23 protein-coding genes and 1 other RNA gene are annotated in these 25,862 nt (G+C 62.3%); 15 read left to right on the top strand and 9 right to left on the bottom strand.

What is annotated here, in order from left to right; all coding sequences use genetic code 11:
- Window positions 1–6: 6 nt before the first annotated feature.
- The 9 genes from ectB (at window position 7) to FDP25_RS06700 (ending at window position 9,495) form a co-directional block, all read left to right on the top strand.
- Window positions 7–1,299, top strand: coding sequence for a diaminobutyrate--2-oxoglutarate transaminase (gene ectB / locus FDP25_RS06740; protein WP_154150142.1), 1,293 nt, complete (start codon window positions 7–9; stop codon window positions 1,297–1,299).
- Window positions 1,300–1,303: 4 nt separating this feature from the next.
- A complete protein-coding gene (locus FDP25_RS06735; RefSeq protein WP_154150140.1) occupies window positions 1,304–1,696 on the top strand; it encodes an ectoine synthase in 393 nt (130 codons plus the stop codon).
- Window positions 1,697–1,740: 44 nt separating this feature from the next.
- On the top strand, window positions 1,741–3,183 hold the full coding sequence (locus FDP25_RS06730; protein WP_154150138.1) for an aspartate kinase: 1,443 nt from the start codon (window positions 1,741–1,743) through the stop codon (window positions 3,181–3,183).
- A gap of 153 nt (window positions 3,184–3,336) precedes the next feature.
- The gene (locus FDP25_RS06725; protein ID WP_154150137.1) at window positions 3,337–4,284 is read left to right on the top strand and encodes an ABC transporter permease; all 948 of its coding nucleotides are present in this window, start codon (window positions 3,337–3,339) and stop codon (window positions 4,282–4,284) included.
- The gene (locus tag FDP25_RS06720) at window positions 4,281–5,096 is read left to right on the top strand and encodes an ABC transporter permease (RefSeq protein ID WP_154150136.1); all 816 of its coding nucleotides are present in this window, start codon (window positions 4,281–4,283) and stop codon (window positions 5,094–5,096) included. The genes FDP25_RS06725 and FDP25_RS06720 overlap by 4 nt, the downstream gene beginning before the upstream one ends.
- Window positions 5,093–6,667: an ABC transporter ATP-binding protein gene (locus FDP25_RS06715; protein ID WP_154150134.1), complete on the top strand. Its 1,575-nt coding sequence runs from the start codon at window positions 5,093–5,095 to the stop codon at window positions 6,665–6,667. Before FDP25_RS06720 ends, FDP25_RS06715 begins: the two co-directional genes overlap by 4 nt.
- Before the next feature lie 79 nt (window positions 6,668–6,746).
- Window positions 6,747–7,532 carry a hypothetical protein gene (locus tag FDP25_RS06710; RefSeq protein ID WP_154150132.1) on the top strand — a complete coding sequence of 262 codons (786 nt, stop codon included), beginning with the start codon at window positions 6,747–6,749 and terminating at the stop codon, window positions 7,530–7,532.
- Window positions 7,532–8,707: a winged helix-turn-helix domain-containing protein gene (locus FDP25_RS06705; RefSeq protein ID WP_154150130.1), complete on the top strand. Its 1,176-nt coding sequence runs from the start codon at window positions 7,532–7,534 to the stop codon at window positions 8,705–8,707. The genes FDP25_RS06710 and FDP25_RS06705 overlap by 1 nt, the downstream gene beginning before the upstream one ends.
- A gap of 47 nt (window positions 8,708–8,754) precedes the next feature.
- Entirely contained in the window at window positions 8,755–9,495 is a 741-nt protein-coding gene (locus FDP25_RS06700) for an SDR family oxidoreductase (protein WP_154150128.1), read from the top strand.
- A gap of 81 nt (window positions 9,496–9,576) precedes the next feature.
- Here FDP25_RS06700 and FDP25_RS06695 read toward each other — a convergent pair whose 3' ends face one another.
- Window positions 9,577–10,536: a KpsF/GutQ family sugar-phosphate isomerase gene (locus FDP25_RS06695; protein WP_154150125.1), complete on the bottom strand. Its 960-nt coding sequence runs from the start codon at window positions 10,534–10,536 to the stop codon at window positions 9,577–9,579.
- Window positions 10,537–10,652: 116 nt separating this feature from the next.
- Here FDP25_RS06695 and FDP25_RS06690 point away from each other — a divergent pair, with 116 nt between their 5' ends.
- Window positions 10,653–11,873, top strand: coding sequence for an MFS transporter (locus tag FDP25_RS06690; RefSeq protein WP_154150123.1), 1,221 nt, complete (start codon window positions 10,653–10,655; stop codon window positions 11,871–11,873).
- Between the two features lie 203 nt (window positions 11,874–12,076).
- Window positions 12,077–14,983, top strand: coding sequence for an isoleucine--tRNA ligase (gene ileS / locus FDP25_RS06685; protein ID WP_154150121.1), 2,907 nt, complete (start codon window positions 12,077–12,079; stop codon window positions 14,981–14,983).
- A 106-nt stretch (window positions 14,984–15,089) separates the two neighbouring features.
- On the opposite strand, the gene FDP25_RS06680 is transcribed toward ileS, so the two are convergent.
- The 4 genes from FDP25_RS06680 to FDP25_RS06665 form a co-directional block, all read right to left on the bottom strand.
- On the bottom strand, window positions 15,090–16,703 hold the full coding sequence (locus FDP25_RS06680) for an MFS transporter (protein WP_246175785.1): 1,614 nt from the start codon (window positions 16,701–16,703) through the stop codon (window positions 15,090–15,092).
- 90 nt (window positions 16,704–16,793) lie between these two features.
- Entirely contained in the window at window positions 16,794–17,135 is a 342-nt protein-coding gene (arsC, locus tag FDP25_RS06675) for an arsenate reductase (glutaredoxin) (RefSeq protein WP_154150117.1), read from the bottom strand.
- The gene (locus tag FDP25_RS06670) at window positions 17,132–18,190 is read right to left on the bottom strand and encodes a quinone-dependent dihydroorotate dehydrogenase (RefSeq protein WP_154150115.1); all 1,059 of its coding nucleotides are present in this window, start codon (window positions 18,188–18,190) and stop codon (window positions 17,132–17,134) included. Before FDP25_RS06670 ends, arsC begins: the two co-directional genes overlap by 4 nt.
- Entirely contained in the window at window positions 18,187–18,525 is a 339-nt protein-coding gene (locus tag FDP25_RS06665; protein ID WP_154150113.1) for a DUF952 domain-containing protein, read from the bottom strand. Before FDP25_RS06665 ends, FDP25_RS06670 begins: the two co-directional genes overlap by 4 nt.
- Window positions 18,526–18,629: 104 nt before the next feature.
- Between FDP25_RS06665 and FDP25_RS06660 the strand changes: the two genes are divergently transcribed.
- Window positions 18,630–19,292 carry an SOS response-associated peptidase gene (locus FDP25_RS06660; protein WP_154150111.1) on the top strand — a complete coding sequence of 221 codons (663 nt, stop codon included), beginning with the start codon at window positions 18,630–18,632 and terminating at the stop codon, window positions 19,290–19,292.
- A gap of 213 nt (window positions 19,293–19,505) precedes the next feature.
- Window positions 19,506–20,504, top strand: coding sequence for a type I glyceraldehyde-3-phosphate dehydrogenase (locus FDP25_RS06655; protein WP_154150110.1), 999 nt, complete (start codon window positions 19,506–19,508; stop codon window positions 20,502–20,504).
- Window positions 20,505–20,538: 34 nt separating this feature from the next.
- Here FDP25_RS06655 and ffs read toward each other — a convergent pair.
- Window positions 20,539–20,637: signal recognition particle sRNA small type (gene ffs, locus FDP25_RS06650), an RNA gene on the bottom strand.
- 42 nt (window positions 20,638–20,679) lie between these two features.
- Complete coding sequence (locus tag FDP25_RS06645) at window positions 20,680–22,584, bottom strand: bifunctional 2',3'-cyclic-nucleotide 2'-phosphodiesterase/3'-nucleotidase (protein WP_172982764.1); 1,905 nt, start codon at window positions 22,582–22,584, stop codon at window positions 20,680–20,682.
- Between the two features lie 176 nt (window positions 22,585–22,760).
- Between FDP25_RS06645 and nudC the strand changes: the two genes are divergently transcribed.
- Window positions 22,761–23,732 (top strand): NAD(+) diphosphatase, encoded by a 972-nt coding sequence (gene nudC, locus FDP25_RS06640; protein ID WP_154150106.1) that lies wholly within the window; start codon window positions 22,761–22,763, stop codon window positions 23,730–23,732.
- A gap of 38 nt (window positions 23,733–23,770) precedes the next feature.
- Window positions 23,771–24,238 carry an SRPBCC family protein gene (locus tag FDP25_RS06635; RefSeq protein ID WP_154150104.1) on the top strand — a complete coding sequence of 156 codons (468 nt, stop codon included), beginning with the start codon at window positions 23,771–23,773 and terminating at the stop codon, window positions 24,236–24,238.
- A 51-nt stretch (window positions 24,239–24,289) separates the two neighbouring features.
- On the opposite strand, the gene FDP25_RS06630 is transcribed toward FDP25_RS06635, so the two are convergent.
- Together FDP25_RS06630 and FDP25_RS06625 are read right to left on the bottom strand one after the other, a co-directional pair.
- Complete coding sequence (locus FDP25_RS06630; RefSeq protein WP_154150102.1) at window positions 24,290–24,595, bottom strand: hypothetical protein; 306 nt, start codon at window positions 24,593–24,595, stop codon at window positions 24,290–24,292.
- A gap of 343 nt (window positions 24,596–24,938) precedes the next feature.
- Complete coding sequence (locus FDP25_RS06625; protein WP_154150100.1) at window positions 24,939–25,772, bottom strand: prephenate dehydratase; 834 nt, start codon at window positions 25,770–25,772, stop codon at window positions 24,939–24,941.
- Window positions 25,773–25,862 lie beyond the last annotated feature (90 nt).

The raw sequence follows: 25,862 nt of genomic DNA, 5'->3' as shown, positions 1-25,862 counted from the left end.
TTTATCATGTCGACTGACACGTCAGCCGAAACTTCCATCTTTAATCGCCGTGAATCCGAGGCGCGCAGCTATTGCCGCAGCTTCGAAACGGTGTTCACCACGGCCAAGGGCGCGGAAATGACCGACGCCGAAGGCCGCACCTATATCGACTTTCTCGCCGGGTGTTCCTCGCTCAACTACGGGCACAATGACCCGGACATGAAAGAGGCCCTGATCGAGCATATCGCGGACGATGGCATCGCCCATGGCCTTGATATGTACACCACCGAGAAGGCCCGGTTCCTGAAGGCGTACGAGGAAAACATCCTCAAGCCGCGGGGCATGGACTACAAGGTGATGATGACCGGCCCGACCGGCACCAACGCCGTCGAGGCGGCGATGAAGCTGGCCCGTAAGGTCACTGGCCGCCGCAATATCGTGGCCTTCACCAACGGGTTCCACGGCATGACCATGGGGTCGCTGTCACTGACCGGGAACGCCGGCAAACGCGCCGGGGCCGGTGGTGGTTCGCTGGCCGATGTTACGCACCTGCCCTTTGACGGGGCACTTGGCGACGATGTCGATACGCTGTCGCAAATCGAATGGATGTTCGACAACCCCTCGTCGGGTGTCGATGCCCCCGCCGCCTTCATCTTTGAGCCCGTGCAGGGCGAGGGCGGGCTGAACGCCGCCTCGACCGAATGGATGCAGGGCGTGGCCCGTCTGGCCAAGAAGCTGGGCGCGCTGCTGATCGTCGACGATATTCAATCGGGCTGTGGCCGGACCGGCACCTATTTCGCCTTCGAAGAGGCCGGGATCGAGCCGGACATGATCACGCAGGCGAAATCGCTGTCTGGCTTCGGCCTGCCCTTCGCCGCGCTGCTGATCAAACCCGAGCACGACATCTGGAAGCCCGCCGAACACAATGGCACCTTCCGCGGCAATACCCATGCCTTCGTGACGGGCCGTGTCGCGCTTGAGAAATTCTGGAGCGATGACAGCTTCCAGAAGGACGTGCAGCACAAGTCGGCCATCCTGACCGCCGGGTTGCAGGCGATCGCCGATGTCCTGCCCGATGCGCGACTCAAGGGGCGTGGCATGATGCAGGGGGTCGATGTCGGCTCGGGTGAACTGGCGGGGGATGTCTGTGCCCGCGCCTTCGAAAACGGCCTGATCATCGAGACCTCGGGTGCGCATGACGAGGTGGTCAAGGTGCTGGCACCGCTGACCATCCCCGAAGAAACCCTGCGCAAGGGCCTGAACATCCTGCTGGATGCGGTCCGTGACGCAACCGTGAACACGAAGATCGCAGCGGAGTAACGCAATGATTGTCAGAGATTTCGACGACGTGGTGAAGGCCGGAAAATCGGTCTCGGATGCAGATTGGACTTCGGTTCGAATGCTGCTTGCCGATGACGGAATGGGCTTTTCCTTCCACATCACCTTCCTGCACGAAGGCAGCGAACACACGTTCGAGTACAAGAACCACTTCGAAAGCGTCTACTGCATTCAGGGCAAAGGTTCGATCACCGATCTGGGCACCGGGGAAACCCACCAGATCAAGCCCGGCACCATGTATGCCCTGAACGAGCATGACCGCCACATCCTGCGGGCCGAAGAAGAGCTTGTCATGGCCTGCGTTTTCAACCCGCCGGTGACCGGCAACGAGGTGCATCGCGAAGATGGCTCTTACGCCGCCCCGGAAGAGGTTTCCTGAACACACAGAGGCATTCTGGGGCGCAAGCCCCGGAATGAGCTTTTATGACTTTTGAAAATCACACCGTCGAAAAGATCGGTGGCACATCCATGTCGCGCCTTGATGAACTGGTCGATAGCCTGTTCAAGCGCGACACCCCGGCAGAAATATACAACCGTGTCTTTGTCGTCTCGGCCTTCGGGGGCATCACCAACCTGCTTCTGGAACACAAGAAATCCGGCGAGGCCGGGGTCTATGCCTGTTTCGCCAATGACGAGGACGATCACGGCTGGCTGGATGCGCTGTCGAAGGTGGCCACCGGGATGCGCGAGGCGCACGCCTCGGTTCTGTCGAATGCCGCCGACATCAGCGACGCGGATGATTTCGTGCGCGACCGCGTAGAAGGCGCGCGCAACTGCCTGATCGACCTGCAACGCCTGTGTTCCTACGGCCATTTCCGCCTGAGCCAGCACATGATGCTGATGCGCGAGTTGCTCTCGGGGCTGGGCGAGGCGCATTCGGCCTATGTCACCACGCTGGCCCTGCGCCGCGAAGGCATCGACGCGCGTTTCGTCGACCTCAGCGGTTGGCGGGACGAGCGCGAGATGACCCTCGATGAACGTATCCGCGACGGGTTCGCCGATGTGGACGCGGCCAGGGAACTGCCCATCGTCACCGGCTATGCCCAGTGCAAGGAAGGGCTGATGGCCGAGTTCGACCGCGGCTATTCCGAGGTGACCTTCAGCCGCATCGCCGCCCTGACCGGTGCGCGCGAGGCGATCATTCACAAGGAATTCCACCTGTCCTCGGCGGATCCCAACCTTGTCGAAGGCGAGGTGCACAAGCTGGGCCATACCAACTATGACGTGGCCGACCAGTTGTCGAACATGGGGATGGAGGCCATCCACCCCAAAGCGGCCAAAACCCTGCGTCAGGCCGACGTACCCCTGCGCGTCACCAACGCGTTCGAGCCGCACGACCCCGGCACGCTGATCGACGATCAACCCGCAGAAACCCCCGCGGCCGAAATCGTGACCGGCCTCGATGTCCATGCGCTCGAACTTTTTGAGCAGGACATGGTGGGCGTCAAAGGCTATGACGCCAAAATCCTCGAACTGCTGACGCGGCATGGCTTGCGGATTATTTCGAAGACCTCGAACGCAAATACGATCACGCACTATGTCGATGCGCCCCTGCGCGATATCCGCAAGGTGGAGCGCGACCTGAACGCCGTGTACCCAAGCGCGGAGCTGACAATTCAACCGCTGGCAATCGCCTCGGTGATCGGGCGCGATCTGTCGGGCCTCAAGGCCTTGGCAGGTGGATTGAAGGCGCTTGCACAGGCCGATGTCGATGTCATTTCGGCGCATCAGACGACCCGCGCGGTTGACGTGCAGTTCGTCGTGCCGCGCAAGACCCTCTCGCAGGCGATCAGCGCCCTGCACGGTGCGTTTTTCGAGTGTGAAAGCCACCCCGAAGACTTGCCCGAGGCACGCAAGGCCGCTTGACCGGCGCGTCTTGCCCCGCATGATCAAGGCCCTGCCACCGCAAATGGCAGGGCCTTGTGCTTTTACCGGGTCTCCCCTTAACAACCTGCGCACGGATCGCCATAAAAGGCCAAAGGGACACTCGGGTGACGCGATGACGAAAGGCCAAAGCTGATGCTGCGCTATGCCGGGCGGCGGCTGTTCTCGCTGGCGGTGTCGCTATGGGTCGCCAGCGTGGTGATCTTTCTGGCGCTCGAGGTCGTGCCGGGCGATCCGGCGGCCTACATGCTGGGCCTCAATGCGCAACAGGACACGCTGAATGCCCTGCGCGAGGAACTGGGCCTGAATGGCAGCGTATACGAGCGCTACCTGTCATGGATCGGCGGGATGCTCCGGGGGGATTTCGGTACCTCCTACACCTACCGCACTCCCGTGGCCGGGATGATCGCCGACCGGCTCTGGGTCAGCCTGCCGCTGGCGCTCTATGCCCTGGCGCTGTCCACCCTCATTGCCTTTCCCGCAGGGATCTGGGCCGCGCGCAAACGTGGCTCGGCGGTCGATCTGGTCATCATGGGCGGTACGCAACTGGGCGTGGCGATCCCGAATTTCTGGTTCGCCATGCTGATGGTGCTGGTCTTTGCCATCAACCTGCGCTGGTTCAGCGCCGGGGGCTTTCCGGGCTGGGAGGAAGGCGCCGGCCCGGCGCTCAAGGCCCTGACCCTTCCGGCCATCGCCCTTGCCCTGCCACAGGCCAGCATTCTGGCCCGTGTCATGCGCTCGGCCCTGCTGGACACCTTGGGCGAGGATTACATCCGCACCGCCCGCGCCAAGGGCCTGAGCCGCGGTCAGGCCCTGCGTCGCCATGCCCTACGCAATGCGCTGATCCCGGTGCTGACGATCATCGGGCTGCAATTTTCCTTCCTGCTGGCAGGGGCGATCATCATCGAGAACGTCTTTTACCTGCCCGGCCTAGGCCGCTTGGTGTTCCAGGCCATCAGCGCCCGCGACCTGATCGTGGTCGAGTCGGTCGTCATGCTACTGGTCTTTGCCGTCATCATGGTGAATTTCGCGGTCGACATGGCCTATGCCTGGGTCGATCCCCGGCTGAGGGGGCGCAGATGAAGGCGACCCTCTGGATCGGCGCCGGGATCACGGCACTCTTCACCGGGGCGGCGCTTTTGTCGTTCCTCTGGGTGCCGTATGACATCGCGGCGCTGGACATCGCCAACAAGATCAAACCGCCATCGGGGGCGCACCTTCTGGGAACCGACCATTTCGGGCGCGATATCCTGTCGATGCTCATGGTGGGCGCGCGGACCTCGATCGCCGTGGCCATCGTCGCTGTGGTCATCGGCATGGGCCTTGGCGTGCCGTTGGGCCTGGCCGCCGCCGCGCGGCGGGGCGGCTGGATGGACGAGGTGATCATGCGGGGCAACGACCTGATCTTTGCGTTTCCCAGCCTGCTGATCGCCATCATGATCACCGCCGTTTTCGGCCCCGGCGCGGTGAACGCCATCATCGCCATCGGCATCTTCAACATTCCCGTTTTCGCCCGCTTGACGCGCGGTGCGGCGCTGTCTCTCTGGACACGGGATTACGTGCTGGCGGCGCGGGTGGCGGGCAAGGGGCGCCTGCGCATCAGCGCCGAACACATCCTGCCCAACCTCGCCAACCTGTTGATCGTGCAGGGCACCATCCAGTTCAGCCTCGGAATCCTCGCCGAAGCGGGGCTGAGTTATGTCGGCCTTGGCGCGCAACCCCCGATCCCCAGTTGGGGCCGGATGCTGGCCGATAGCCAGACGATGATTTCCTTCGCGCCGCATATGGCGTTGTTCCCGGGTTTGGCGATCCTGCTGACGGTGCTGGGCCTGAACCTGATGGGCGACGGGCTGCGCGATTGGCTGGACCCGCGACTGGCGAGGGACGCGCGATGAGCCTGCTCAGGATCGAAAACCTTGGTCTCGGCATTGGCCGTGTGCAGGTGCTGCACGATGTCTCGCTTTCTGTGGCCCCCGGTGAAATCCTCGGCGTGATTGGCGAGTCGGGCAGCGGCAAGTCGATGACGGCCCTTTCGGTCATGCAGCTTTTACCGCGTGGCGCGGCATGTACGGGGCGCATCTCGCTCAATGGCCACGATATCCTGACCATGGGTGAATCGGCGCTTTGCGCCCTGCGCGGCCAAGAGGTGGGCATGGTGTTTCAGGAACCCATGACCGCCCTCAACCCCCTGCATACCATCGGCGATCAGGTGGCCGAGACAGTCCTCATTCATGACAACACCACGCGGGCCAAGGCCATGGCCCGTGCCGAAGATGCCCTGCGTCGGGTCGATCTGCCGCCCGAACGCGTGCCGCTGTCCCGCTACCCGCACGAACTGTCGGGCGGGCAGCGACAGCGCGTCGGCATCGCCATGGCCATCGCCCTGCGCCCCAAACTGCTGATCGCAGATGAACCCACCACGGCGCTTGACGTGACCACGCAGGCCGAGGTTTTGAAACTCCTCAAGCGACTGGTGGACGAGGACGACATGGGCCTGATGTTGATCAGTCACGACCTTGGCGTCGTGGCGGGCATGGCCGACCGGATCGTGATCATGCGCGAGGGCCGCGTGGTGGAACGCGGGCGCTTCGACAGCCTGAAAGAGCCCTATTCGCTGGCCCTGATGGAAGCCTCGGATCACAAGCCCGACCGGATTGCCCCCACCGGCCGCGCGCCGCTGGTGTCGGTCCGTGACGTGGTGCGCGACTATCCGACACCGCGCAAGGGGTGGTTTGGCAAGCCGGGGGGGCATCGCGCGGTTGATGGGGTCAGCTTTGACATCCAACGCGGCGAAAACCTTGGGCTGGTGGGGGAATCCGGCTGTGGCAAATCCACGCTCGCCCGCGCCATCCTGGGGCTGGAGGAGGTGCAGGGCGGCACCATCACCCTCGATGGCAGCCCCGTCTTCGACGGTCACCGCGCCAACCGCGCGGTGCGGCGGCGGATGCAGGTCGTGTTCCAGGACCCCTACGGAAGCTTCAACCCCCGCTGGACAGTGGCCCGCTCGGTGTCCGAACCCTTCCACCTTCTGGATGACCCGCCCAAGGGTGCGGCGCGTGAGGCGGCGGTCGTGGACGCCCTTGAAAACGTCGGCCTGCGCCCGGAGGACCGGCACAAGTACATCCACGAGTTTTCCGGCGGTCAACGACAGCGCATCGCGCTGGCCCGTGCCCTGATCATCCGGCCCGATCTGATCCTCCTCGATGAGGCGGTCAGCGCGCTGGACGTACAGGTGCGTGCCCGGATGCTGGACCTTCTGGCCGACCTCAGTAAAAGGCTTTCGCTGACCTACCTGTTCATCAGTCACGACCTCAGCGTGGTGCGTAACGTGACCGACCGGGTGCTTGTGATGAAATCCGGCCGGATCGTCGAGCAAGGCCCGACCGAAGAGGTTTTTACCCGGCCGGACCACCCCTATACCGAACAACTGATCGAGGCCGTGCCACGCCTGCCGAAAACCAGCTAGTATAAGCTTTGTATTGCACCGGACCGGGTGGTGCGGGATGCTGAACCCAAGCCTGCAAAGCACCGGAAGGACGGCCCATATGCCCTTGAAACCCCTGATCACCCTTGTTTTCCTGGCGATCGCTGCCGTGGTCGGGCCGGGCGCGGCGCAGACCGCCAGGGACAGCCGCGAGCAGATCATTGACCTTCTGGGGCGCCTGCCCGAAATCGCCCCGGTGCGCGATCAACTGGTGGCCCAGGGCTTTCGCGGCGAAAAACTGGCCCTCGCCGAGGAACACACCCGCCTGATGATGAACGATAGGCTGGTCGCGGGCTATATCGCCGACCGGCTGATCGCGCTTTACGATGGCGACCTGTCGGCAGGGGTGGCGACCGAGGGCCTGATCGCACCTTTGTATGATAGTGGCATCACCCACCTCAGCCTGCCGGAAATGCGGTTCTTTCACCAGATGCAGCGCGCGCTGCTGGACGGGATGAGTACGCGCAATTGCGGCCTGATCGTCAAGGGCACGATGCGCCCGCAGCGCATGGAGGATACCCTGGGCCGTGCCGAAACCCATTTCACCCTCAAGACCCTGCGCACCTATTACCGCATTCAGCGCAAGGCGGTTCGGCTCGGTGTCACCCGTGCCCCCAAGCAATTGAGCCCACTGGACCGCGCCCGCATCGAACAAACGATTGCCCAAGCCCTGCGCGCACGGGTGGCCTCCGAGGAAAATGCAAAGTCCCTGGCGCGGACCTTCGACAATCTGGAACGCGCCCGACCCGTTGAGGCCTGCGCGGCGGGCAAGCTGTTTGCCGATGTGATCCTCGACATGGAGGGTCAGGACCTTCGCGATGCGCTGCTGTACCTCGGAACCCTTTGATGGTGGCGCTTGAAATCCCGAACCGGCAGGCGCGGTGGCTGTGGTTGCAGGCCAATGGCCTTGCGCAGGCGCCAACCGGGCCGGTGGACGTGATGGGCACGATCCATGCACTCGGTTTCGTGCAGATCGACACCGTGCGCAATGTCACCCGTGCGCATCATCATATCCTGTGGTCGCGCAACCAGAACTACCGCGAGGGTATGCTCTGGCCCCTTCTGGAACAACGAAACCTCTTCGAACATTTCACGCATGATGCCTCGCTTCTACCGATGGAGGTGTTTCCGCTCTGGCGCCGACAGTTTCAGAGGCTCGGGGAAAAAGCCGCGCGGGGGGCGTGGCTGCAATCGGGTCTGGGTCGCGCGGAGATCGAAAACATACGCAAGCGTATTGAAGCCGAAGGCCCCCTGTCCACCCACGCCTTCGACAGCGGTGCGCGCGGCAAGGAGATGTGGGCCCGCCCCCCGCACAAGAAGGCCCTTGATCAGATGTGGTACGCGGGCGATCTGGCCACCAGCCACCGGCAGAACTTCGTCAAGTTCTACGATCTGGGCGAACGGATCTTTCCCACCACGTTCAGTGATGCCGAGGACGACGCGCAAGCCATTGATAAACTGCATCATTCCGCACTGAACCGGATGGCGATGGCCACGCCGGGCGAGGTGCAGAGGTTCTGGGATGCGACCTCGGCCGCAGAGGTTCGCGACTGGATCGCACAGGCCGAACTGGTGCCCCTGCGCGTGCAGGCGGCGGATGGCACATGGCGCGACAGCTGGGGCGCGCCGGACATCGAGGACCGCCTCGCGCGCCTCGCCCCGCCGGGGAAACGCCTGAGGCTGCTGAACCCATTCGACCCCGCCATACAGGACCGTACGCGACTGGAGCGCCTGTTCGGGTTCGACTACCGCAACGAGATGTTCGTCCCGCAGGCCAAGCGCCGCTGGGGCTATTACGTCTACCCGCTACTGGAAGGCGATCGTTTCGTCGGGCGGGTCGAGCTGAAGGCGGATCGCGGGAAGGGCCGGATGCAGGTCACCGGCTTCTGGCCGGAACGCCGCGTGAAATGGGGTGCGGCGCGCCTCAACAGGCTGCAGCACGAGCTGACCCGCTTTGCCCGGCTGGCCGGGGTGACGGAGGTGCAAACCCATGCCCTGCACGAAACGGGGGCAACACTTTGACAGGACGCGCCCCGATAGGATGCGCAACACCAAAAGAGGAGGCGATCATGCGACTTGAGGGAAAAACGGCCATCGTGACCGGCGGGGCCAGCGGCTTTGGCGAAGGGATCGTGCGCAAGTTCCTGACGGAGGGTGCGCAGGTGATGATCGCCGACATCAACGGCAAGGCGGCCAAGACGCTGGCCGAAGACCTCGGCGCCACGGCCTGCACCGTGGATGTTTCGGACGGGGCCAGCGTACAGGCCATGGCCGAGGCCGCACAGGCCGCCTTCGGCCTGCCCGATATCGTGGTGAACAACGCGGGGGTCACGCACCTTCCGCAGATGATGGAATATGTGACGGAAGAGGATTTCGACCGGGTCTTCGCGGTGAACTGCAAATCGGTCTACCTTGTCGCGCGAGCCTTGGTGCCGGGGATGAAGGCCCGCGGCAGCGGCGCGATCCTCAACGTGGCCTCGACCGCCGGGGTCAGTCCGCGCCCCAAGCTGAATTGGTACAACGCTTCCAAGGGCTGGATGAACACCGCGACCAAGGCCATGGCAGTGGAGCTGGCCCCCGAGGGTATCCGGGTGAACGCGCTGAACCCGGTGGCGGGCGAGACCCCGCTTCTGGCCAGTTTCATGGGCGAGGATACCCCCGAGATGCGCGCCAAGTTCCTGTCGACCATCCCAATGGGGCGCTTTTCCACCCCCGAGGACATGGGCAATGCCGCCGCCTACCTGTGCAGCGATGAGGCCAGCATGATCACGGGCGTCTGCATGGAGGTGGATGGCGGGCGGTGCATTTGACCCCGGGCACCTGTGCTTTTGGCCGCCGTTGGATGCCTCCGGCGGGAGTATTTTGGGAAAGATGAAAGGGGAGGGTGTCTTCTAGGCCACGCCCGCGCGCAGGGCGTCGTGGATATGGACGAGGCCACGCAGGGTGCCGTCGTCGTCCACCGCGAAAAGCGCGCTGATTTTATTGGTGTTCATCACGCCCAAGGCTTCCGAGAGAAGCGCCTCGGGGGCGATGGTGCGGGGGTCGCGGGTGGCGACCTCCCCGGCATTGCGTGACATCAGGGTATCGAGGTTGCGGCGCAAATCGCCATCGGTGATGATCCCGGTCAGGCGGCCATCGCGGACAAGCGCGGCGACGCCAAACCCCTTGGCCGTCATCTCCAGCAGAGTATCGCCCATTGGCGTGTCCTCGGACACGACCGGCAGCTCGGCCCCGATGTGCATGACCGAGGACACCTTGAGCAGTTGCGCACCCAGGGTGCCGCCGGGGTGGAAGGCGAGGAAATTCTCGCGCTCGAACCCACGCAGCCGCATCAGCGCCACGGCCAGCGCATCGCCCAGCGCCATGGTGCAGGTGGTCGAGGTGGTGGGTGCCATGCCGATGGCGCAGGCCTCGGGCGCGCTGGGCAGTTGCAGCAGGTGATCGGCCTGTGTGGCGAGCGTGCTGTCGGCTTTCTTGGTGATGGCGATCAGCGGGATCGAGAATCGCCGGGTATGGGCGATGATATCGGCCAACTCGCGGGTCTCGCCGGAGTTGGAGATCAGGATCACCGCATCCTGCCCGGTGATCATGCCCAGGTCACCATGGCTTGCCTCGCCCGGGTGGACGTATTGCGCCGGGGTGCCGGTGCTGGCCATGGTGGCGGCGATTTTCGCGGCCACGTGGCCGGATTTACCCATGCCCGAGACGATCACCCGGCCCGGCACCCCGAGCAAGTCGCTGACGACCGAATCGAAGGCGGGCGGCAGGTCGTCACGCAGGCCCAGAAGGGCCGCGCCTTCGGTTTGCAGGACGTCGCGGGCGATGGCGCTGGGGCTTGGTTTGTCGGGCATTGGGCAGGGCCTTTGGTTTGGGTCTTGCCGCAGGCATACCCCGTGCAGGACGGCGCGCCAAGCCCTGCCGCAAATCGCTCTGGTATCGGGGCGGAGGCGCGGCTAACGTCGCGCGCATGACTGGCCCCGAGATCCTTGATAGCCGTTACGCGTGGCTGCGCCTTGCCGTGTCCCTGTTGATTGCAACGGTGGGCAATGTCGGCATGTGGTCGATCATCGTGGTGATGCCCGCGATGCAGGCCGAGTTCGGGGTCGACCGGGCCGCGGCCGCGTTGCCCTATACCATGACCATGGTGGGCTTTGCGCTGGGCAATTTCGGAATCGGGCGGATCGTGGACCGCTTCGGGGTGACCACCGCCCTGATCGGGGCGGCGGTGATGATCTCGGCGGCCACGGCACTTGCGGCGATCAGCCCCTCGGTCGTGATCGTGTCGCTGTTGCAGGTGGTGATCGGCTTTGGCACGGCGGCCAGTTTCGGGCCACTTATCGCCGATGTATCGCTGTGGTTTTTGAAGCGGCGGGGGATCGCCGTGGCGATCACCGCCAGCGGCAATTACCTGTCCGGCGCGATCTGGCCCGTGGTTCTGGCCGGGATACTGGCCGAGGAGGGCTGGCGCGCGGTTTACCTTGTGTTGGCGGTGGTGACGCTGGCGGTCATGGTGCCTCTGGCGCTGGTCCTGCGGCGGCGGGTGCCCTTGGCCGCGCGCGCCCATGCCGACGGGATGTCGAACCTGCGGGCGCAGGCGGCGGGGTTCTCGCCGCGTGCCCTGATGCTGCTTCTGGGGGTGGCCGGGGTGGGCTGTTGCGTGGCGATGTCCATGCCGCAGGTTCATATCGTCAGCCTCTGTGTCGATCTGGGCTATGGCCCGGCGGTGGGCGGTCAGATGCTGTCGCTCATGCTTCTGGGCGGGGTCGGGTCGCGTCTGGTCTCGGGGCTGCTGGCCGATAAACTGGGCGGGGTGAAGACGCTTTTGCTCGGTTCTGTCCTGCAATGTCTGGCGCTGTTTCTCTACCTGCCTGCCGGGGGGTTGGTCTCGCTTTACATGGTCAGCCTCGTCTTCGGCCTCGCGCAGGGCGGGATCGTGCCCTCTTATGCCCTGGTGGTCCGCGAATACATGCCCAGCGCCGAGGCCGGCCGGCGCGTCGGGTTCGTCCTGATGGCGACGATCGGCGGCATGGCGCTGGGCGGATGGCTGTCGGGCTATATCTTCGATGTGACCGGCAGCTACCAGATGGCCTTCGTCAATGGCATCGTATGGAATTTCCTGAACATCGGGATCATGGTGCTGATCCTGATGCGCACACGCCCGCGACGCGGGGCCACCCTCCCGGCCTGAGCCGGTGAAATCCCGGCGCTCCCCCCTCTGGACGCGGCGTTTTCCCGGGCGTATAACCCGCCCCATGATGTACGCCCAAGCCATCATCATTCGAATTATGTGCCCGGCGCTCTGAGTGATACGAGCCGCCGGGACAATGGCGTATGGACTTTCGCGCCGCCCTTCCCCCCAAGACGAAACTCAAGTGACAAAGGACGTCACCGATGTGCGCTGACACGCCCGAGTACAAAGACACCCTGAACCTGCCGCAAACCGCCTTTCCGATGCGCGCGGGCCTTCCCAAACGCGAACCTGAATGGCTGGCCCGTTGGGAAAAGATCGGCATTTATGATCGCCTGCGCGACAAGGCCGAGGGTAGAAAACCCTTCACCCTGCATGATGGCCCGCCCTATGCCAACGGCCACCTGCATATCGGTCACGCGCTGAACAAGATCCTCAAGGACATGGTGGTGCGCAGCCAGCAGATGATGGGCCGCGATGCCCGCTATATTCCCGGTTGGGATTGTCACGGGTTGCCCATCGAATGGAAGATCGAAGAGCAATACCGCAAGAAGGGCAAGAACAAGGACGAGGTCGATATCGTCGATTTCCGGCAGGAATGCCGCAAGTTCGCCGATGGCTGGATCGACATCCAGCGCGACGAATTCAAGCGCCTCGGGATCACCGGCAAATGGGAAAAGCCTTACCTGACGATGGATTTCCGCGCCGAGCGGATCATCGCGGAGGAGTTCCAGAAATTCCTGATGAACGGCACGCTCTACCAGGGCTCCAAGCCGGTGATGTGGTCGCCCATCGAGAAAACCGCCCTGGCCGAGGCCGAGGTGGAGTATCACGACAAGGAAAGCTTCACCATCTGGGTGAAGTTCCCCGTGACCACCGAGGGCGATCTGCAAGGCGCCAACGTGGTGATCTGGACCACCACGCCGTGGACCATCCCGTCGAACAAGGCGGTCGTGTTCGGCGATAGCTTTGCCTATGGCCTTTACGAAGTCACCGACACGCCCGAGGAATGCTGGGCCAAGCCCGGTGACCGCTTCCTGCTGGCCGACAAGCTGGCCGGGGATGTTATGGCCAAGGCGCGCTTGGAAGACAGCATGTGGAAACGTGTCCGTGACGTGAGCGCCGAGGAGCTTTCGGGCCTGTCGCTCGCCCACCCGCTCGCCGGGGCCGAAGGATCGAATGGCGAATGGGACGACCCCCGCGATTTCCGCGCCGCCGATTTCGTCACCGACGAAGAAGGCACCGGATTCGTTCACTGCGCCCCGTCCCACGGGATGGAGGAATTCGAGCTTTACCGCGATCTGGGGATGCTCGAGCAGGTCATCACCTATAACGTGATGGACGATGGCGGCTTCCGCGCCGATCTGCCCTTCTTTGGCGGCAAATACATCCTTGACCGCAAGGGGAAAGAGGGCAACGCCAACAAGGCGATCATCGACAAGCTGGTCGAGGTGGGCGGCCTTCTGGCACGCGGCAAGATCAAGCACAGCTATCCGCATAGCTGGCGGTCGAAAGCGCCGGTCATCTACCGCAACACCCCGCAATGGTTCGCCGCCATCGACCGCGAGGTCGGCGATGGGCAGGACCAATACGGCAAGACGATCCGCGAACGCGCGCTGACCTCGATCGACCAACTGGTCACATGGACGCCCAAGACCGGGCGCAATCGCCTCTATTCGATGATCGAGGCACGGCCCGACTGGGTGCTGTCGCGGCAACGCGCTTGGGGCGTGCCGCTGACCTGCTTCGTCAAGAAAGGCGCGATGCCCACCGACCCCGATTACCTGCTGCGCGACGAGGCGGTGAATGCCCGTATCTTGGCGGCCTTCGAGGAAGAAGGCGCCGACGCATGGTACAAGCCCGGCGCGAAAGAGCGGTTCTTGGGCAATGACCATGACCCGGATCAGTGGGAAAAGGTCGATGACATCTTGGATGTCTGGTTCGATTCCGGCTCCACCCATGCTTTCGTTCTGCGCGACCGCGAGGATGGCAGCGACGATGGCATCGCCGATCTCTATCTCGAAGGCACCGACCAGCACCGCGGGTGGTTCCATTCTTCGATGTTGCAGGCCTGTGGCACCATTGGCCACGCCCCCTATCGCGGGGTCCTGACCCATGGCTTCACGCTCGATGAGAAGGGCAACAAGATGTCCAAATCCTTGGGCAACACCGTCGCCCCCGAGGATGTGACCAAGCAATACGGCGCCGACATCCTGCGGCTCTGGGTGGGACAGGCCGATTACACCGCCGACCTGCGCATCGGGCCGGAGATCCTCAAAGGGGTCGCCGACAGCTATCGCCGCTTGCGGAACACCATGCGGTTCATGTTGGGCGCACTGGCGCATTTCGAAGAAAGCGACCGGGTCGATCCTGCGGAGATGCCGGAACTGGAACGCTGGGTGCTGCACCGTCTGGCCGAGTTGGACCACGTGGTGCGCAAAGGCTATGACGCCTATGATTTCCAAGGCGTGTTCCAGCAGCTTTTCAACTTCGCCACGGTGGAACTGTCGGCCTTCTATTTCGACATCCGCAAGGATGCGCTTTATTGCGATGGCGACACCGTCCGCCGCCGCGCCGCGCGCACGGTTCTGGATATCCTGTTCCACCGCCTGACCACATGGCTTGCGCCGGTGCTGGTCTTCACGATGGAGGAGGTCTGGCTGGAACGCTTCCCGGGCGAGGAAAGCTCGGTCCACCTGACCGATATTCCCGAAACCCCCGCCGATTGGCTGGATGAGCCGCTGGCCGCGAAATGGGCCATGGTGCGCCGTGCCCGCCGCGCCGTGACCGCAGCCTTGGAGGTGCAGCGTACCGAGAAGGTCATCGGTGCCTCGCTCGAGGCCGCGCCGGTGGTGCATGTGCGCGATGGCGAAATGCTCGCCGCGCTGAAATCGGTGAACTTCGAGGATATCTGCATCACCTCGGACATCGTCCTGACGGGTGACCCCAGCCCCGACGAGGCTTACCGCCTGCCCGAAGTGGAAGGCGTGACGGTGGTGTTCGAACGGGCGGCAGGCGAGAAATGCCAGCGCTGCTGGAAAATCCTGCCCGATGTGGGAAGCCACGCCCACCCCGGCACCTGCAAACGCTGCAACGACGCTTTGGGATAAAACGAAACGGCCCGGCCTTCATGGCCGGGCCGTTTCGCGTTCGGGGCGGTGCGCAGTAAATGCGCACCCTACAGTGTGAGGGTCGGGCGCGGCTTACTATTCCCGATCAATCCGTTGTCCGCAACGGCGAGTTCTGCACCAACCACACCACCAGCAGCGGCACCCCCACGGTGATCAAGGTCACCACGATCAACAGCACCCCAAGCTGCGAATAATCCGCCGGCACCGTCACCGCCCCGGTTTCAGGGTCCGTCACCTCGCGGGTGACAATGAAGACCTCGTTCAAATACTTGGTGGTCAGGCTGCTGGCCGACAGCGCCAGATTGGTGAACGAGGCCATGACCGCGAAAAACGTCGCCTTCAAATCCGACGGCGCATTCCGCGCGATCCACGCCAGCATCGGGATCATCGCCACCTGACCCAACGGCGATTCAATCGCCGTATCCAGAATCGCGATGAACCGCGCATCCACCACGCCGCCCGTCAAGGGCGCGGTCACATCCTGTATCCCGTAATACAGCCCGATATTCGGCAGCGTCAGGACACCCCCCGCAATCGTCAGCATGACGATGATCCAGACGATGGGCTTCGAGGCCATCAAGGGCCGCAACACCACCATCCCCACCAGCGTCAGCACCGAGGTAATCAGAGACAGCACCGACAGGAACTGCTGATCGAACCCCAGAACGTCGATGTTGAACCATGTGATCCCGTCGCCCGGTCGCGGCACCGCGCGGAACATGAAGATGATCACCGCCGTCCCAATCAACGTCCGCGCCTGCGCCGGGGTCAGCGCGGCAATCAACTGCCGCATCAGCAACAGGACAATCGCCATCGAGCCGACAAAAATGATCTCCTGCCCATAGGGCACACCGCCCAGCCCCACCGCCAGCGTCAGCGCCACGAAGGCCCCGCCGCCGATGAAGTACCACGGGTTGGGGGTGGTATCCTCGTCCGGGCGCTCGAACAGGGCGTCGGCCTCCTCCGGCGATACCCCACTCTTGCGAAGGTGGTGCCTTGCCCGCCATTTCTGAACCCCGGCCAGCACCACGCCCGACACCGACACCAGCGGGATCGCCAAGGCGGCAAGGTAGATATTGGCATAGACCTGTCGCTTGGCCTCGGCGGCCAGATCCTCGATCCCGGAAAACATGTTGATGTTCAAAACGGCCACCGCCACCGTCCCGCCGATCAGGGCAAAGCGGCCCAGCGTCTGCATGGTCGTGTGTAGCGCGCGCGAGGTCTCCTCGGGAATCGGCTGTCCCTCGCTGTCCACCTGCGGCACCGCCTCCACCGACATCGCATCGGCCACCGCATCCTGAATGACAAGGCCGCAGGGCGCCATCAGGAAGCTGGTGATATACCACGCGCTGATCGGCATTACCGCCTCCATCATCGCGGTTTGCGTCAGCACCAGGTACATGATGAACACGCTCAGCCCGATCAGCCCCGCGCCGAGGTAAACCAACAGCCACTTCCACCGCCAGATGATATCGACCAGATGCCCCAAGGGCATTTTCAACGCCCAAGGCAACCCCGCCCAGAACGCCAGCCCCGCCAGAAAGGCCGCCGACAGATCAAGGTATTCCTTGACGAAAAACGTCCCCACGATCCCCGTCAGCCCGGAAAACCCGGCAGCGAAATAGACCATGAGGGGCGGCAGGAAGGTCCAGCGCATTTGCCGGACCAGATCGAACACCACGGCGTCAATCCATGCCATGGGCCCTTTGCGTTGCGAGTCCGTTGTCATCCGCTCCCCGATGCAGATTTGTTTTCGGGTAATCTAAGCGGGGAAGGCCTCAACGCCAAATCACAGAATCTCAAGCACTGCTTCCGGCGGTCGCCCGATCCGTGCGCGCCCATGGGCGAATACCACGGGCCGTTCGATCAGCTTGGGATTGGCGGCCATGGCCTCGATCAATGTGTCGTCGTCATCGGTCTTGCTCAGGCCAAGGTCCTTGAACACCGCCTCGCCGGTGCGCATCATCTCGACCGCCCGCAGGCCCAGCGTATCCCGCGTCAGGCGTAACTCCTCGACACTCGGCGCATCCTCCAGATAGCGGCGCACCTGCACATCTTCGCCACGTTCTTCCAGCAGGGCCAAGGCCTGCCGTGATTTACTGCATCGCGGGTTGTGCCAAATCGTGATCATGTCCAGTCTCCCCGTCCCGTGCCCACGGCCTCGGCCACATTGGCAAAGCCATCCCGCTCTAGCAGCGCATCCAGCCCATGCGCGATGCGTGGCACCAGCGACAGCCCCTCGTACACCAGCGCCGAATACAGCTGCACCGCACTCGCCCCGGCGCGGATTTTCTCATAGGCCTGCTCGGGCGATCCTACACCGCCCACCCCGATCAGGGGCATGTCACCGCCCGTTAACTCGGACAACTTCGCCAGAACCCGCGTGGATTTTTCAAACAAAGGCGCCCCCGATAGCCCCCCGGCCTCCGCCTTGTGCGGCCCGTGCAGGCCTTCGCGGTCCAGCGTGGTGTTGGTGGCGATAATGGCGGCCACGCCTGCCTCCTGTGCCACGCCCGCCACTTCGGCCAATTCCCCGTCGCTCAAATCTGGCGCAATCTTCAAGAACACCGGGATCGGCGTTTCAAGCCAATCGCGTGCCTCCATCACCCCGGCCAGCAATTGCTGCAACGCCTCGGCGCCCTGCAAATCGCGCAATTTCTCGGTGTTGGGGCTTGAAACATTGACCGTGGCAAAATCAAGATACCGCCCGCAATGCGACAACACCCGCGCGAAATCCTCGGCGCGGTCGGCGCTGTCCTTGTTGGCCCCAAGGTTGAGGCCCAGAACCATGTTGCGCGGACGGTTCGCCAATCGGCCCGCCGCCGCCTCCATGCCCTCGTTGTTGAAGCCGAAACGGTTGATCACCGCGCGGTCCTCGGTCAGGCGGAACAAGCGTGGCTTGGGGTTGCCCGGTTGCGCGCGTGGCGTCACCGCGCCCACCTCGACAAAGCCGAAGCCCGCCCGCGACAGTGGCGACAGCGCCATGGCGTTCTTGTCGAACCCCGCCGCCAGACCCACTGGATTGGCCAGATGCAGGCCCGCCACCTCGCACCGCAGGCGTGGCGAGGTTACCAAACCGGGCAACGGCACCAACCCCGCCCGCAGCCCCAGAAGCGCCGCGTTATGGGCGCGCTCGGGGTCCATGCCGCGCAGGACGCGCAGGCCGCATTGCTCAAACAGGCTCATTCCATCCCCGCCGGAAATTGATGTGCGCCCGCCGACAGCGGCAAGGGCTGCGCCCATGCCACATCTTCAAGCCGCAACTCACGATATAGATGCGGAAACTCGGCCCCACCGCGCGAGACCTCCCATTTCAACGCATCGCCCAGACGGTCCACCTCGACGGCCACCAGCATCAGGTCATCCTGACCGGCAAAATGCTTGGCCGCCGTTTCCGGCGCCTGTTCGGCGGTCGAAAAATGGATATAGCCGTCGGCAAGGTCCACCGGGGCACCTTGGCTGACCTTTTCGGCACGCAGCGCGCGCCATTCGTCAGCCCGGAAAATCTTGTAAATCAGCATGCCCCGGTCATGCCCCGCCCTTGCGCGACGGTCAAGCGCCTTGATCCTTGACGCAGCCGCTGGAGCGGTCACTCTGTTGGCAACCGCAATCGCATAGGTGCCCCATGTGCGGACGTTTCGCCATTACCACCCCATCGGATGCCATGGCGCGGCTCTTTGCCGCCACGCCCGCGAATGATCTGCCCAAGGTGCCCGATTACAACGTCTGTCCCACCAATCCGGTGCATGTGGTCACCAGTGGCGCGGGGCGGCGCCTTGGCGCGATGCGCTGGGGATTCATCCCGCATTGGTACAAATCCCCCACCGACGGCCCGTTGCTGATCAACGCCCGCGCCGAAAGCATCGCCAGGAAACCCGCCTTCGCCGCCGCCTGCCACGAGCGCCGCTGCCTGATCCCGGCCAACGGGTTTTACGAATGGACCAAGGATGAGGGCGGCAACCGCCTGCCGTGGTACATCACCCGCACCGATGGCGCGCCCATGGCCTTTGCGGGTATCTGGCAGGACTGGGGGCAAGGCGAGGATCGGATGTCGACCTGTGCGATTGTCACCTGCGATGCCAATCAGGCGATGTCGAAAATCCATCACCGCATCCCGGTGATTGTCGAACCGGACAACTGGCCGCTCTGGCTGGGCGAGGCGGGGCATGGTGCGGCGACCCTGATGCAGGCCCCGCCAGAGGATGCGCTTCGGTTCTGGCGGGTCGATCCACGGGTCAATTCCAACCGTGCCGAGGGGCCAGAGTTGATCGAGCCGATCGAAGAGTGAGGCACCCATTGCCGGTTGTTTCGTACGACTCGTACGATTGATGTCGGGCGGTGGCGTATTTTCGTACGAAAATGCGGGGTAAACCGTACGAGTCGTACAAAAATTCCGGCAAAATCGGCAATTTGATCAAATTATATTTCGGGGGTGGTCATTCGCGGCGTTTGCGGCAAGTGTGGCGGTGACTAACCTCTTGTTTCAAAGGGCTTTACCGCCATGTCCGCAGACCGCCCCATTCGCGTTGCCCTCAACGGCTTTGGCCGCATCGGTCGGACCATCCTGCGCATCCTTTTACGCGATGCCCCGGATATCGAACTTGTCCTCATCAACGAGATCGAGCCGCTGTCGACATGCGCCTATCTCTTTGAATTCGATAGTGTTTTTGGCCCATGGCCGGGGGATGTGCAGGCCGGGGAAAAGGCTCTTGTCGTCGATGGCCACCGCATCCCCTTCCATTCCAAACCCGACCTGCGCGACCTTGATCTGACCGGAATCGACCTCGTTCTCGAATGCACCGGCATGGGCGGAACCCGCGCAATCGCCGAACGCGGGATCGAGGCCGGGGCAGGGGCGGTGCTTGTTTCGGGGCCGTCGGCCGAGGCAGACGTCACACTGGTCCTTGGGGCGAATGAAAAAGACCTTTCAGATCAAAGGATTATATCGAACGCATCCTGCACGACCAATGCGCTTGCGCCGCTTGTTCGCCTGCTTGATGATGCCTTTGGCGTCATCAGCGGACAGATGACAACGGTGCATTGCTACACCGGCAGCCAACCCACCGTGGACAAACCTCGCCAAGCCCCGGAACGCAGCCGCGCCGCCGCCCTGTCGATGGTGCCCACCACCACCTCGGCCCAACATCAGACGGGGCTTGTCTTGCCGCATATGCAAGGCCGCATCGAAGCCCGTGCCATCCGGGTGCCGACGGCCAGTGTGTCCTGCATCGACCTGACGGTGCAAACCCATGAGGCGGTGACGGAAAACGTCGTGAATTCAATGCTTAAGGCCGCATCCGAGGCCTCGCCTGTCTTTGGCTGGACCACGAAACCCTTGGTTAGTGCCGACCTGCGCGGTCGGCCCGAATCCATCATTCTGAGTGGTCCTGAAACCTCGGTGTCCACCGGAGGTTTGCTAAGGGTTTTTGGGTGGTATGATAACGAATGGGGCTTTTCCTGCCGGATGCTCGACATGGCGCGCCTGATTGCGCGCCGATAGCGCGATCCATGTTTATTCCGTCGTTCGGGAAACTAGGTGAGAGGCTGGACAACGACCCAAGCGGGGCTCGTTACGGCTGCTTCCTTCCGGACCTGACCGGGTTGGCGAGGCGCTTGCCCGCGCCAACCTCTCAACGCTTCAGATAATCGCCATGAGGCGGATTCGCAAGGGGCCCTTACAGGTTCATGCGGAAACGGGCAAAACCCGCATCGGTGTCGCCTGTATCGGTCAAGCCGTGCGCGGCTATGTCGTCGGGGTAGTGTCGCAGGCCCGGTCCGGTGTCGAAGACAATGCTGGTGTCCGGCATGGGGCGGAACGTCCATGCCGGTGAGAAATCGGGGGTTCCCTGAAGGGCATGAAGGTGGCGCTTAACGGCGTCTATGACCCTAAGTTGGCTTTGGTATACGGTGTGCGTGGCGTTGCTTTGGACATAAGGTGCGCCACCGAACAAGCGGAAATTATTGGTGGCGACGATGAAGTCCTGACCAAGATCAATGGGTTGACCTTCGTGGCGCAGGTTGGTGATGCGCCTTTCGGTACTCCCGGAACATCTGCCATCCGCCTCGTAGCGGCTGGGCACGGAAAGGTCGATGTCATAGCTTAGCCCGTCAATGACATCGAAATGATGCCCGGGAAAGGCAGGGTTGATCAGCGATTGATCAGGCTCTCCCGGCACGATCCGATTGAAATAGGCCGCCGCGCGCTCCAACCAGTCACGTAATTCTGCGCCGTTCAGGATCACCGCGCAAAGCGTGTTGGGAAAGGCATAAATGTCCGAGGCATGCCGCGTTGTCAGGGGGCCGGGCGGGATATCGGTGAAATGGTCTGGCCCCGAGCGCCCACCCGTCCGAAACGCCGAGGCCGCCGACAGAACCGGCCATCGGGCTAGGTCGCGTTTCGGGACGAAAAGGTGAAGCGCTTCCCGTTGTGCCTGTGCGATCATGTGAACCAGGGGATCGCTGCGCACCATGGAGAGGTAACTGTGCAAGGGGGTGTCGCTGAATCCGACTGGCTTGGCCATCAGGGCCATGGTGGCCCGATGTGCATTCGAAAGCAGATCGCAGAGCATAGTGTCGGCCCTGGCCAATGCCTTTCCACGATTCGGATTGACGGGCCGGGCCTCGGATCGGCTGCTTGTCACCATCCAGCCGTCCTTGATCGTCCAATGTAACGTAAGGTCCAACACGCCAAGGTGTGACCCGTGAGACCCCGCCATCACCGCGGGAACCCCATGCAAGTGTCCCGTGTCGATATCGGCCCCAGCAATGCCTGCATGATCGGCCGAAGGGAAAACAAGGTGGCTGTGACCGGCGAGGATCGCATCAAGTCCGGGAACTCGGGCCAGATCAAGTGCCGCGTTTTCCGCCCTGTCATCTGATGTGCTATCTTCGATTCCGGTATGAGCAAGGGCGACGACGATGTCGGCCCCCTCTGCCTTGATCTTGGGAACAAGCGCTTGGGCGGTTTCCATGATCGCCCGTGTGGTCAACCGTCCTTCAAGGTGGAAGTGGTCCCAATTGGTGATTTGTGGCGGTAGCAAGCCGAGCACACCGATACGCATCTCATGCCGGTGCCCGTCGGTATCGACCACCGTACGATCAAGCAGCAGGTAGTGCGGCACGAGTGTCTTGTCGTTTTGCGGTGTCGATCCCGCGCTTACGACCGCATTGGCGCAAGTGATCGGAAAGCGAGCTTGTTCAAGGGTTTGAAGCAACCACTCGATGCCGAAGTTGAATTCATGATTGCCAAGTCCGACAGCATCATAGCCAAGTTCGTTCATGGCGCTGATCGAGGGATGCCGGCCTGTCCATTCACTTTCAGGCTGTGCTGTCACGTCCGTCATGGCAGAGCCTTGAAGGAAATCGCCCGTGTCAAACAGCAGGGTGTTCGTCGCTTGTGATCGTGCCTCATGGATCAAGGTGGCGGTGCGCGCCAATCCTGTGCTGATGTCGTCTTGGCGCGTCAGGTAATCGAAAGGTAAGATATGCCCATGAATATCGGTGGTTTCCAGAAGGCGTAGCTCAACAATGGCTGGCGTGTCCTTGCGTGCCGTCGTCGTATTTGGAGTGATGCGTTTCACGAATTCTTCAAAATCTTGATTGGGCTTCAATGAAACGGGGGTGTAGTACACAACAGAACAAGCTTTGATCGCCATAAAGGTTTTAATTTCATGGCATGAACATCCTAGGGTTGAAATTATATATAAATCAATAGGCTAGATAAAGAAAATCGTAAAACCTTTTGGGGAAGGTACCTATGAAGCACGCAGAAACAGTCACTTTCGGTGGGTCGTCCCTGGATCGTGCAGCGATGCTGCGCGGGGATGACGCGGCGATCGCCTTTCAACAAAAGCAATACGGGGCAGGGGTGATTGTCCTCTGGCGGGGCAAACCCCTTGTTGAAGGGCCCGGCCTTGATAGGCTGCTGCGGCTACCGTTGGATCATCCGGTTCTGGCCGAAGATGATGGTATGCGCGTGCTGCTGGGACGTGACGAAAGCGGGAAGTTGATCCACGCCCATGACCTTTCTGCGTGGCAGCCCGACGACCTCGACGACGCCGAACTGGACCGGTTCCTTGACGCCTCCGAGCAAACGCATCCCGAGCTGCCGGGACATGCCGTTTTTGCGGAGTTGCGCCGGATCATGACCCGGCTTGAGGCACGCGATGCCGAATTGGCCGCCACGGCGCGCGCCATACTTGGCTGGCATCGCAGCCACCGGTTTTGTGCGCGTTGCGGTGCGGAAAGCCAAGCGGTCATGTCGGGCTGGCAACGCAACTGCCCCGCCTGTGGCGGGCAACACTTCCCACGTACCGATCCGGTGGTCATCATGTTGATTACCCATGGCAACAGCGTGCTCATGGGGCGCTCTCCGGGCTGGCCCGAGGGGATGTATTCCTTGCTGGCGGGGTTTGTCGAACCCGGGGAAACCATCGTGGCCGCTGTGCGCCGCGAAGTGTTCGAGGAAGCAGGCATCGCCGTGGGCGAGGTAAGCTATCTGGCAAGTCAGCCCTGGGCCTTCCCCTCGTCACTTATGTTCGGCTGCCGGGGGCGTGCCTTGTCGCAAGAGATCACAATCGATCCGGGCGAAATCGAAGATGCGTTATGGGTAACACGTGATGAGATGCTTGCGGCCTTTGCGGGGCAGCATCCTATACTTATGCCTGCGCGAAAGGGCGCGATCGCACAATTTTTGTTGCGCAACTGGCTTGCGGATACGCTGGATTGAGGCGACACTCGGCCCGAGCAGAAAACCAGAGGCGGACCATGAAGTTCAGCACCAAGGAAGATGTTGAAGCGCCCATCGACTTTGTCTTCAACGAAGTTTCCGATTTTCAGGCCTTCGAACGCGCGGCGCTTCGGCGCGGGGCCGAGATTCAGCGTGTGGATGGCCTGCAGGCGCCAGGAGTGGGGATGTCGTGGAGGGCGCAGTTCAAGTTTCGCGGCCGCAAGCGAGAGGCCAGAATCGATATCACGCAATACGACAGGCCCAATGCCCTGGTCTGCACTTTTGAGACAGGGTTGCTTCAAGGAACACTGGATGTCGACCTTGTGGCCTTGTCGCGCAACCGTACACGTTTGAGCATTGTTGCCGAGCTGTCACCGCGTAACCTGACGGCACGGTTGCTTATGCAGTCAATCAAGCTGGCCCGATCGAGCGTGGACAAGAAATTCCGGTTTCGCGTCGCGCATTTTGCCAAGGAACTGGAAGAACGCCACAAACGTTTGGCATAAGCGAACGCGGCACCCCGAGGGCACCGCGTTGAAGAGTTTTGAAAGTGACGCTTAGGCGATGCCTGTCACGACATGATCGAGATTATAGATCACACCCTTGCGGTCACCGGGGATGGTTTCGCCGTTGTAGATGACGCCCTTGCGGTCACCGGGATTGGTTTCGCCGTTGTAGATGACGCCCGTGCGATCACCCGGGTTGGTTTCGCCCCCTGCGAATTGATCGAACTCGGTGACCGAAGTCGTAGCTGAATTCAATTGCGCGGCTTGTGCGGCCGCATCTGATGAAACCGTTTGCGCCGAGGCAAGGGTGGGAATTGCGGTTGCGGCGATCAGGGTGATAACTTTGATAGTGCGCATTTTAACGTTCTCCATTTTCATATGGTCCATTCGGGAACCGGTTGAGTTTTGCGGCGGCGGGATGTCCCGCTCGTCTGACACTCAAGATGGGGTAAAAGAGGCAATCGAGGAACGCCTGCAAAACCGATGTGAACAGGTGGTCACGTCAACGCACAGGTCTGTGAGAAATTCGTGGGAACACCCTCACGCATAGGCGATTTCAGGTGTGGGTGTGATTTTAAAAAAGCTTTATATCAATGACTTATGTGTTTGCTGTGTGATGTGCGTGATTGCACATTTGGGGTGGATAATCGCTCATCCCGGGCAATTTGCAACATTTGACTGGCTGTGTGCCGCGCCCACCTCAGTGGCGGCGCGGATCGGCCGGGTAAACGCCCAGCATCGTGATTTCCGAGGTGAAGTAATCCAACTCGTCCAGCGCGCGTTTCACTGCGGGGTCCTCGGGGTGGCCTTCGATGTCGGCATAGAACTGCGTGGCGGTGAATGAGCCGCCGACCATGTAGCTTTCCAGTTTGGTCATGTTGACGCCATTCGTGGCAAAGCCGCCCATGGCCTTGTAAAGCGCTGCGGGGATGTTGCGTACCTGAAAAACAAAGCTGGTCATCATGCCGTCGTTGCCGCGTCGCGTCCAATCCGGTTCGCGCGACATGACAAGAAATCGGGTGCTGTTGTTGCCTTGATCTTCGATTTCCCGCGCCAGCACATCCAGCCCGTAAATCTCGCCCGCAAGTTCACTGGCCAATGCGGCCATGGATGGATCGCCGGCTTCGGCGACATGCCGCGCCGAACCTGCGGTATCTGCGCCGGTCACGCGATGGATACCGTGTGCGCCCAGAAACTCGCGACATTGGCCCAGAAGCATGGTGTGGCTCATCGCACGATCAACTTGGTCCAGCGTCACACCGGGCAGGGCCAACAGATTGATATGCACCCGAACGAAGGCTTCGCCGATGATATATAGCCCGGACTCGGGCAGCAGATGGTGAATGTCTGCAACACGTCCGAAGGTCGAGTTTTCAACCGGCAGCATGGCCAGTTCAGCCTGCCCCGATCGCACGGCTTCGATCGCATCCTCGAAGGTCCGGCAGGGCATCGATTCCATCTCGGGGTATGTGTCGCGGCAGGCTTGGTGCGAATAGGCACCAGGCTCCCCCTGAAAGGCAATGCGCTTGGTCATTATGAATTTTTCCTGTCGAAAGCCCTTGATCGGGCGTTTGGTCGCGGAAACTACACCTTGCGCCCGCATAGGGGAAGCGGATAGATACGC

Source organism: Roseovarius bejariae (assembly GCF_009669325.1).
Classification (GTDB): domain Bacteria; phylum Pseudomonadota; class Alphaproteobacteria; order Rhodobacterales; family Rhodobacteraceae; genus Roseovarius; species Roseovarius bejariae.
This window is presented reverse-complemented; position numbering and strand designations above follow the sequence as displayed.

Bases quoted from the DNA above. Each gene is read 5' to 3' on its own strand.
- FDP25_RS06690 (WP_154150123.1), top strand. From the start codon at position 10,653: ATGACTGGCCCCGAGATCCTTGATAGCCGTTACGCGTGGCTGCGCCTT.
- FDP25_RS06710 (WP_154150132.1), top strand. From the start codon at position 6,747: ATGCCCTTGAAACCCCTGATCACCCTTGTTTTCCTGGCGATCGCTGCC.
- arsC (WP_154150117.1), bottom strand. From the start codon at position 17,135: ATGATCACGATTTGGCACAACCCGCGATGCAGTAAATCACGGCAGGCC.
- FDP25_RS06635 (WP_154150104.1), top strand. From the start codon at position 23,771: ATGAAGTTCAGCACCAAGGAAGATGTTGAAGCGCCCATCGACTTTGTC.
- FDP25_RS06665 (WP_154150113.1), bottom strand. From the start codon at position 18,525: ATGCTGATTTACAAGATTTTCCGGGCTGACGAATGGCGCGCGCTGCGT.
- nudC (WP_154150106.1), top strand. From the start codon at position 22,761: ATGAAGCACGCAGAAACAGTCACTTTCGGTGGGTCGTCCCTGGATCGT.
- FDP25_RS06695 (WP_154150125.1), bottom strand. From the start codon at position 10,536: ATGCCCGACAAACCAAGCCCCAGCGCCATCGCCCGCGACGTCCTGCAA.
- FDP25_RS06715 (WP_154150134.1), top strand. From the start codon at position 5,093: ATGAGCCTGCTCAGGATCGAAAACCTTGGTCTCGGCATTGGCCGTGTG.
- FDP25_RS06720 (WP_154150136.1), top strand. From the start codon at position 4,281: ATGAAGGCGACCCTCTGGATCGGCGCCGGGATCACGGCACTCTTCACC.
- FDP25_RS06705 (WP_154150130.1), top strand. From the start codon at position 7,532: ATGGTGGCGCTTGAAATCCCGAACCGGCAGGCGCGGTGGCTGTGGTTG.
- FDP25_RS06700 (WP_154150128.1), top strand. From the start codon at position 8,755: ATGCGACTTGAGGGAAAAACGGCCATCGTGACCGGCGGGGCCAGCGGC.
- FDP25_RS06655 (WP_154150110.1), top strand. From the start codon at position 19,506: ATGTCCGCAGACCGCCCCATTCGCGTTGCCCTCAACGGCTTTGGCCGC.
- FDP25_RS06735 (WP_154150140.1), top strand. From the start codon at position 1,304: ATGATTGTCAGAGATTTCGACGACGTGGTGAAGGCCGGAAAATCGGTC.
- FDP25_RS06680 (WP_246175785.1), bottom strand. From the start codon at position 16,703: ATGGCATGGATTGACGCCGTGGTGTTCGATCTGGTCCGGCAAATGCGC.
- FDP25_RS06730 (WP_154150138.1), top strand. From the start codon at position 1,741: ATGACTTTTGAAAATCACACCGTCGAAAAGATCGGTGGCACATCCATG.
- ectB (WP_154150142.1), top strand. From the start codon at position 7: ATGTCGACTGACACGTCAGCCGAAACTTCCATCTTTAATCGCCGTGAA.
- FDP25_RS06725 (WP_154150137.1), top strand. From the start codon at position 3,337: ATGCTGCGCTATGCCGGGCGGCGGCTGTTCTCGCTGGCGGTGTCGCTA.
- FDP25_RS06660 (WP_154150111.1), top strand. From the start codon at position 18,630: ATGTGCGGACGTTTCGCCATTACCACCCCATCGGATGCCATGGCGCGG.
- FDP25_RS06670 (WP_154150115.1), bottom strand. From the start codon at position 18,190: ATGAGCCTGTTTGAGCAATGCGGCCTGCGCGTCCTGCGCGGCATGGAC.
- ileS (WP_154150121.1), top strand. From the start codon at position 12,077: ATGTGCGCTGACACGCCCGAGTACAAAGACACCCTGAACCTGCCGCAA.
- FDP25_RS06630 (WP_154150102.1), bottom strand. From the start codon at position 24,595: ATGCGCACTATCAAAGTTATCACCCTGATCGCCGCAACCGCAATTCCC.
- FDP25_RS06625 (WP_154150100.1), bottom strand. From the start codon at position 25,772: ATGACCAAGCGCATTGCCTTTCAGGGGGAGCCTGGTGCCTATTCGCAC.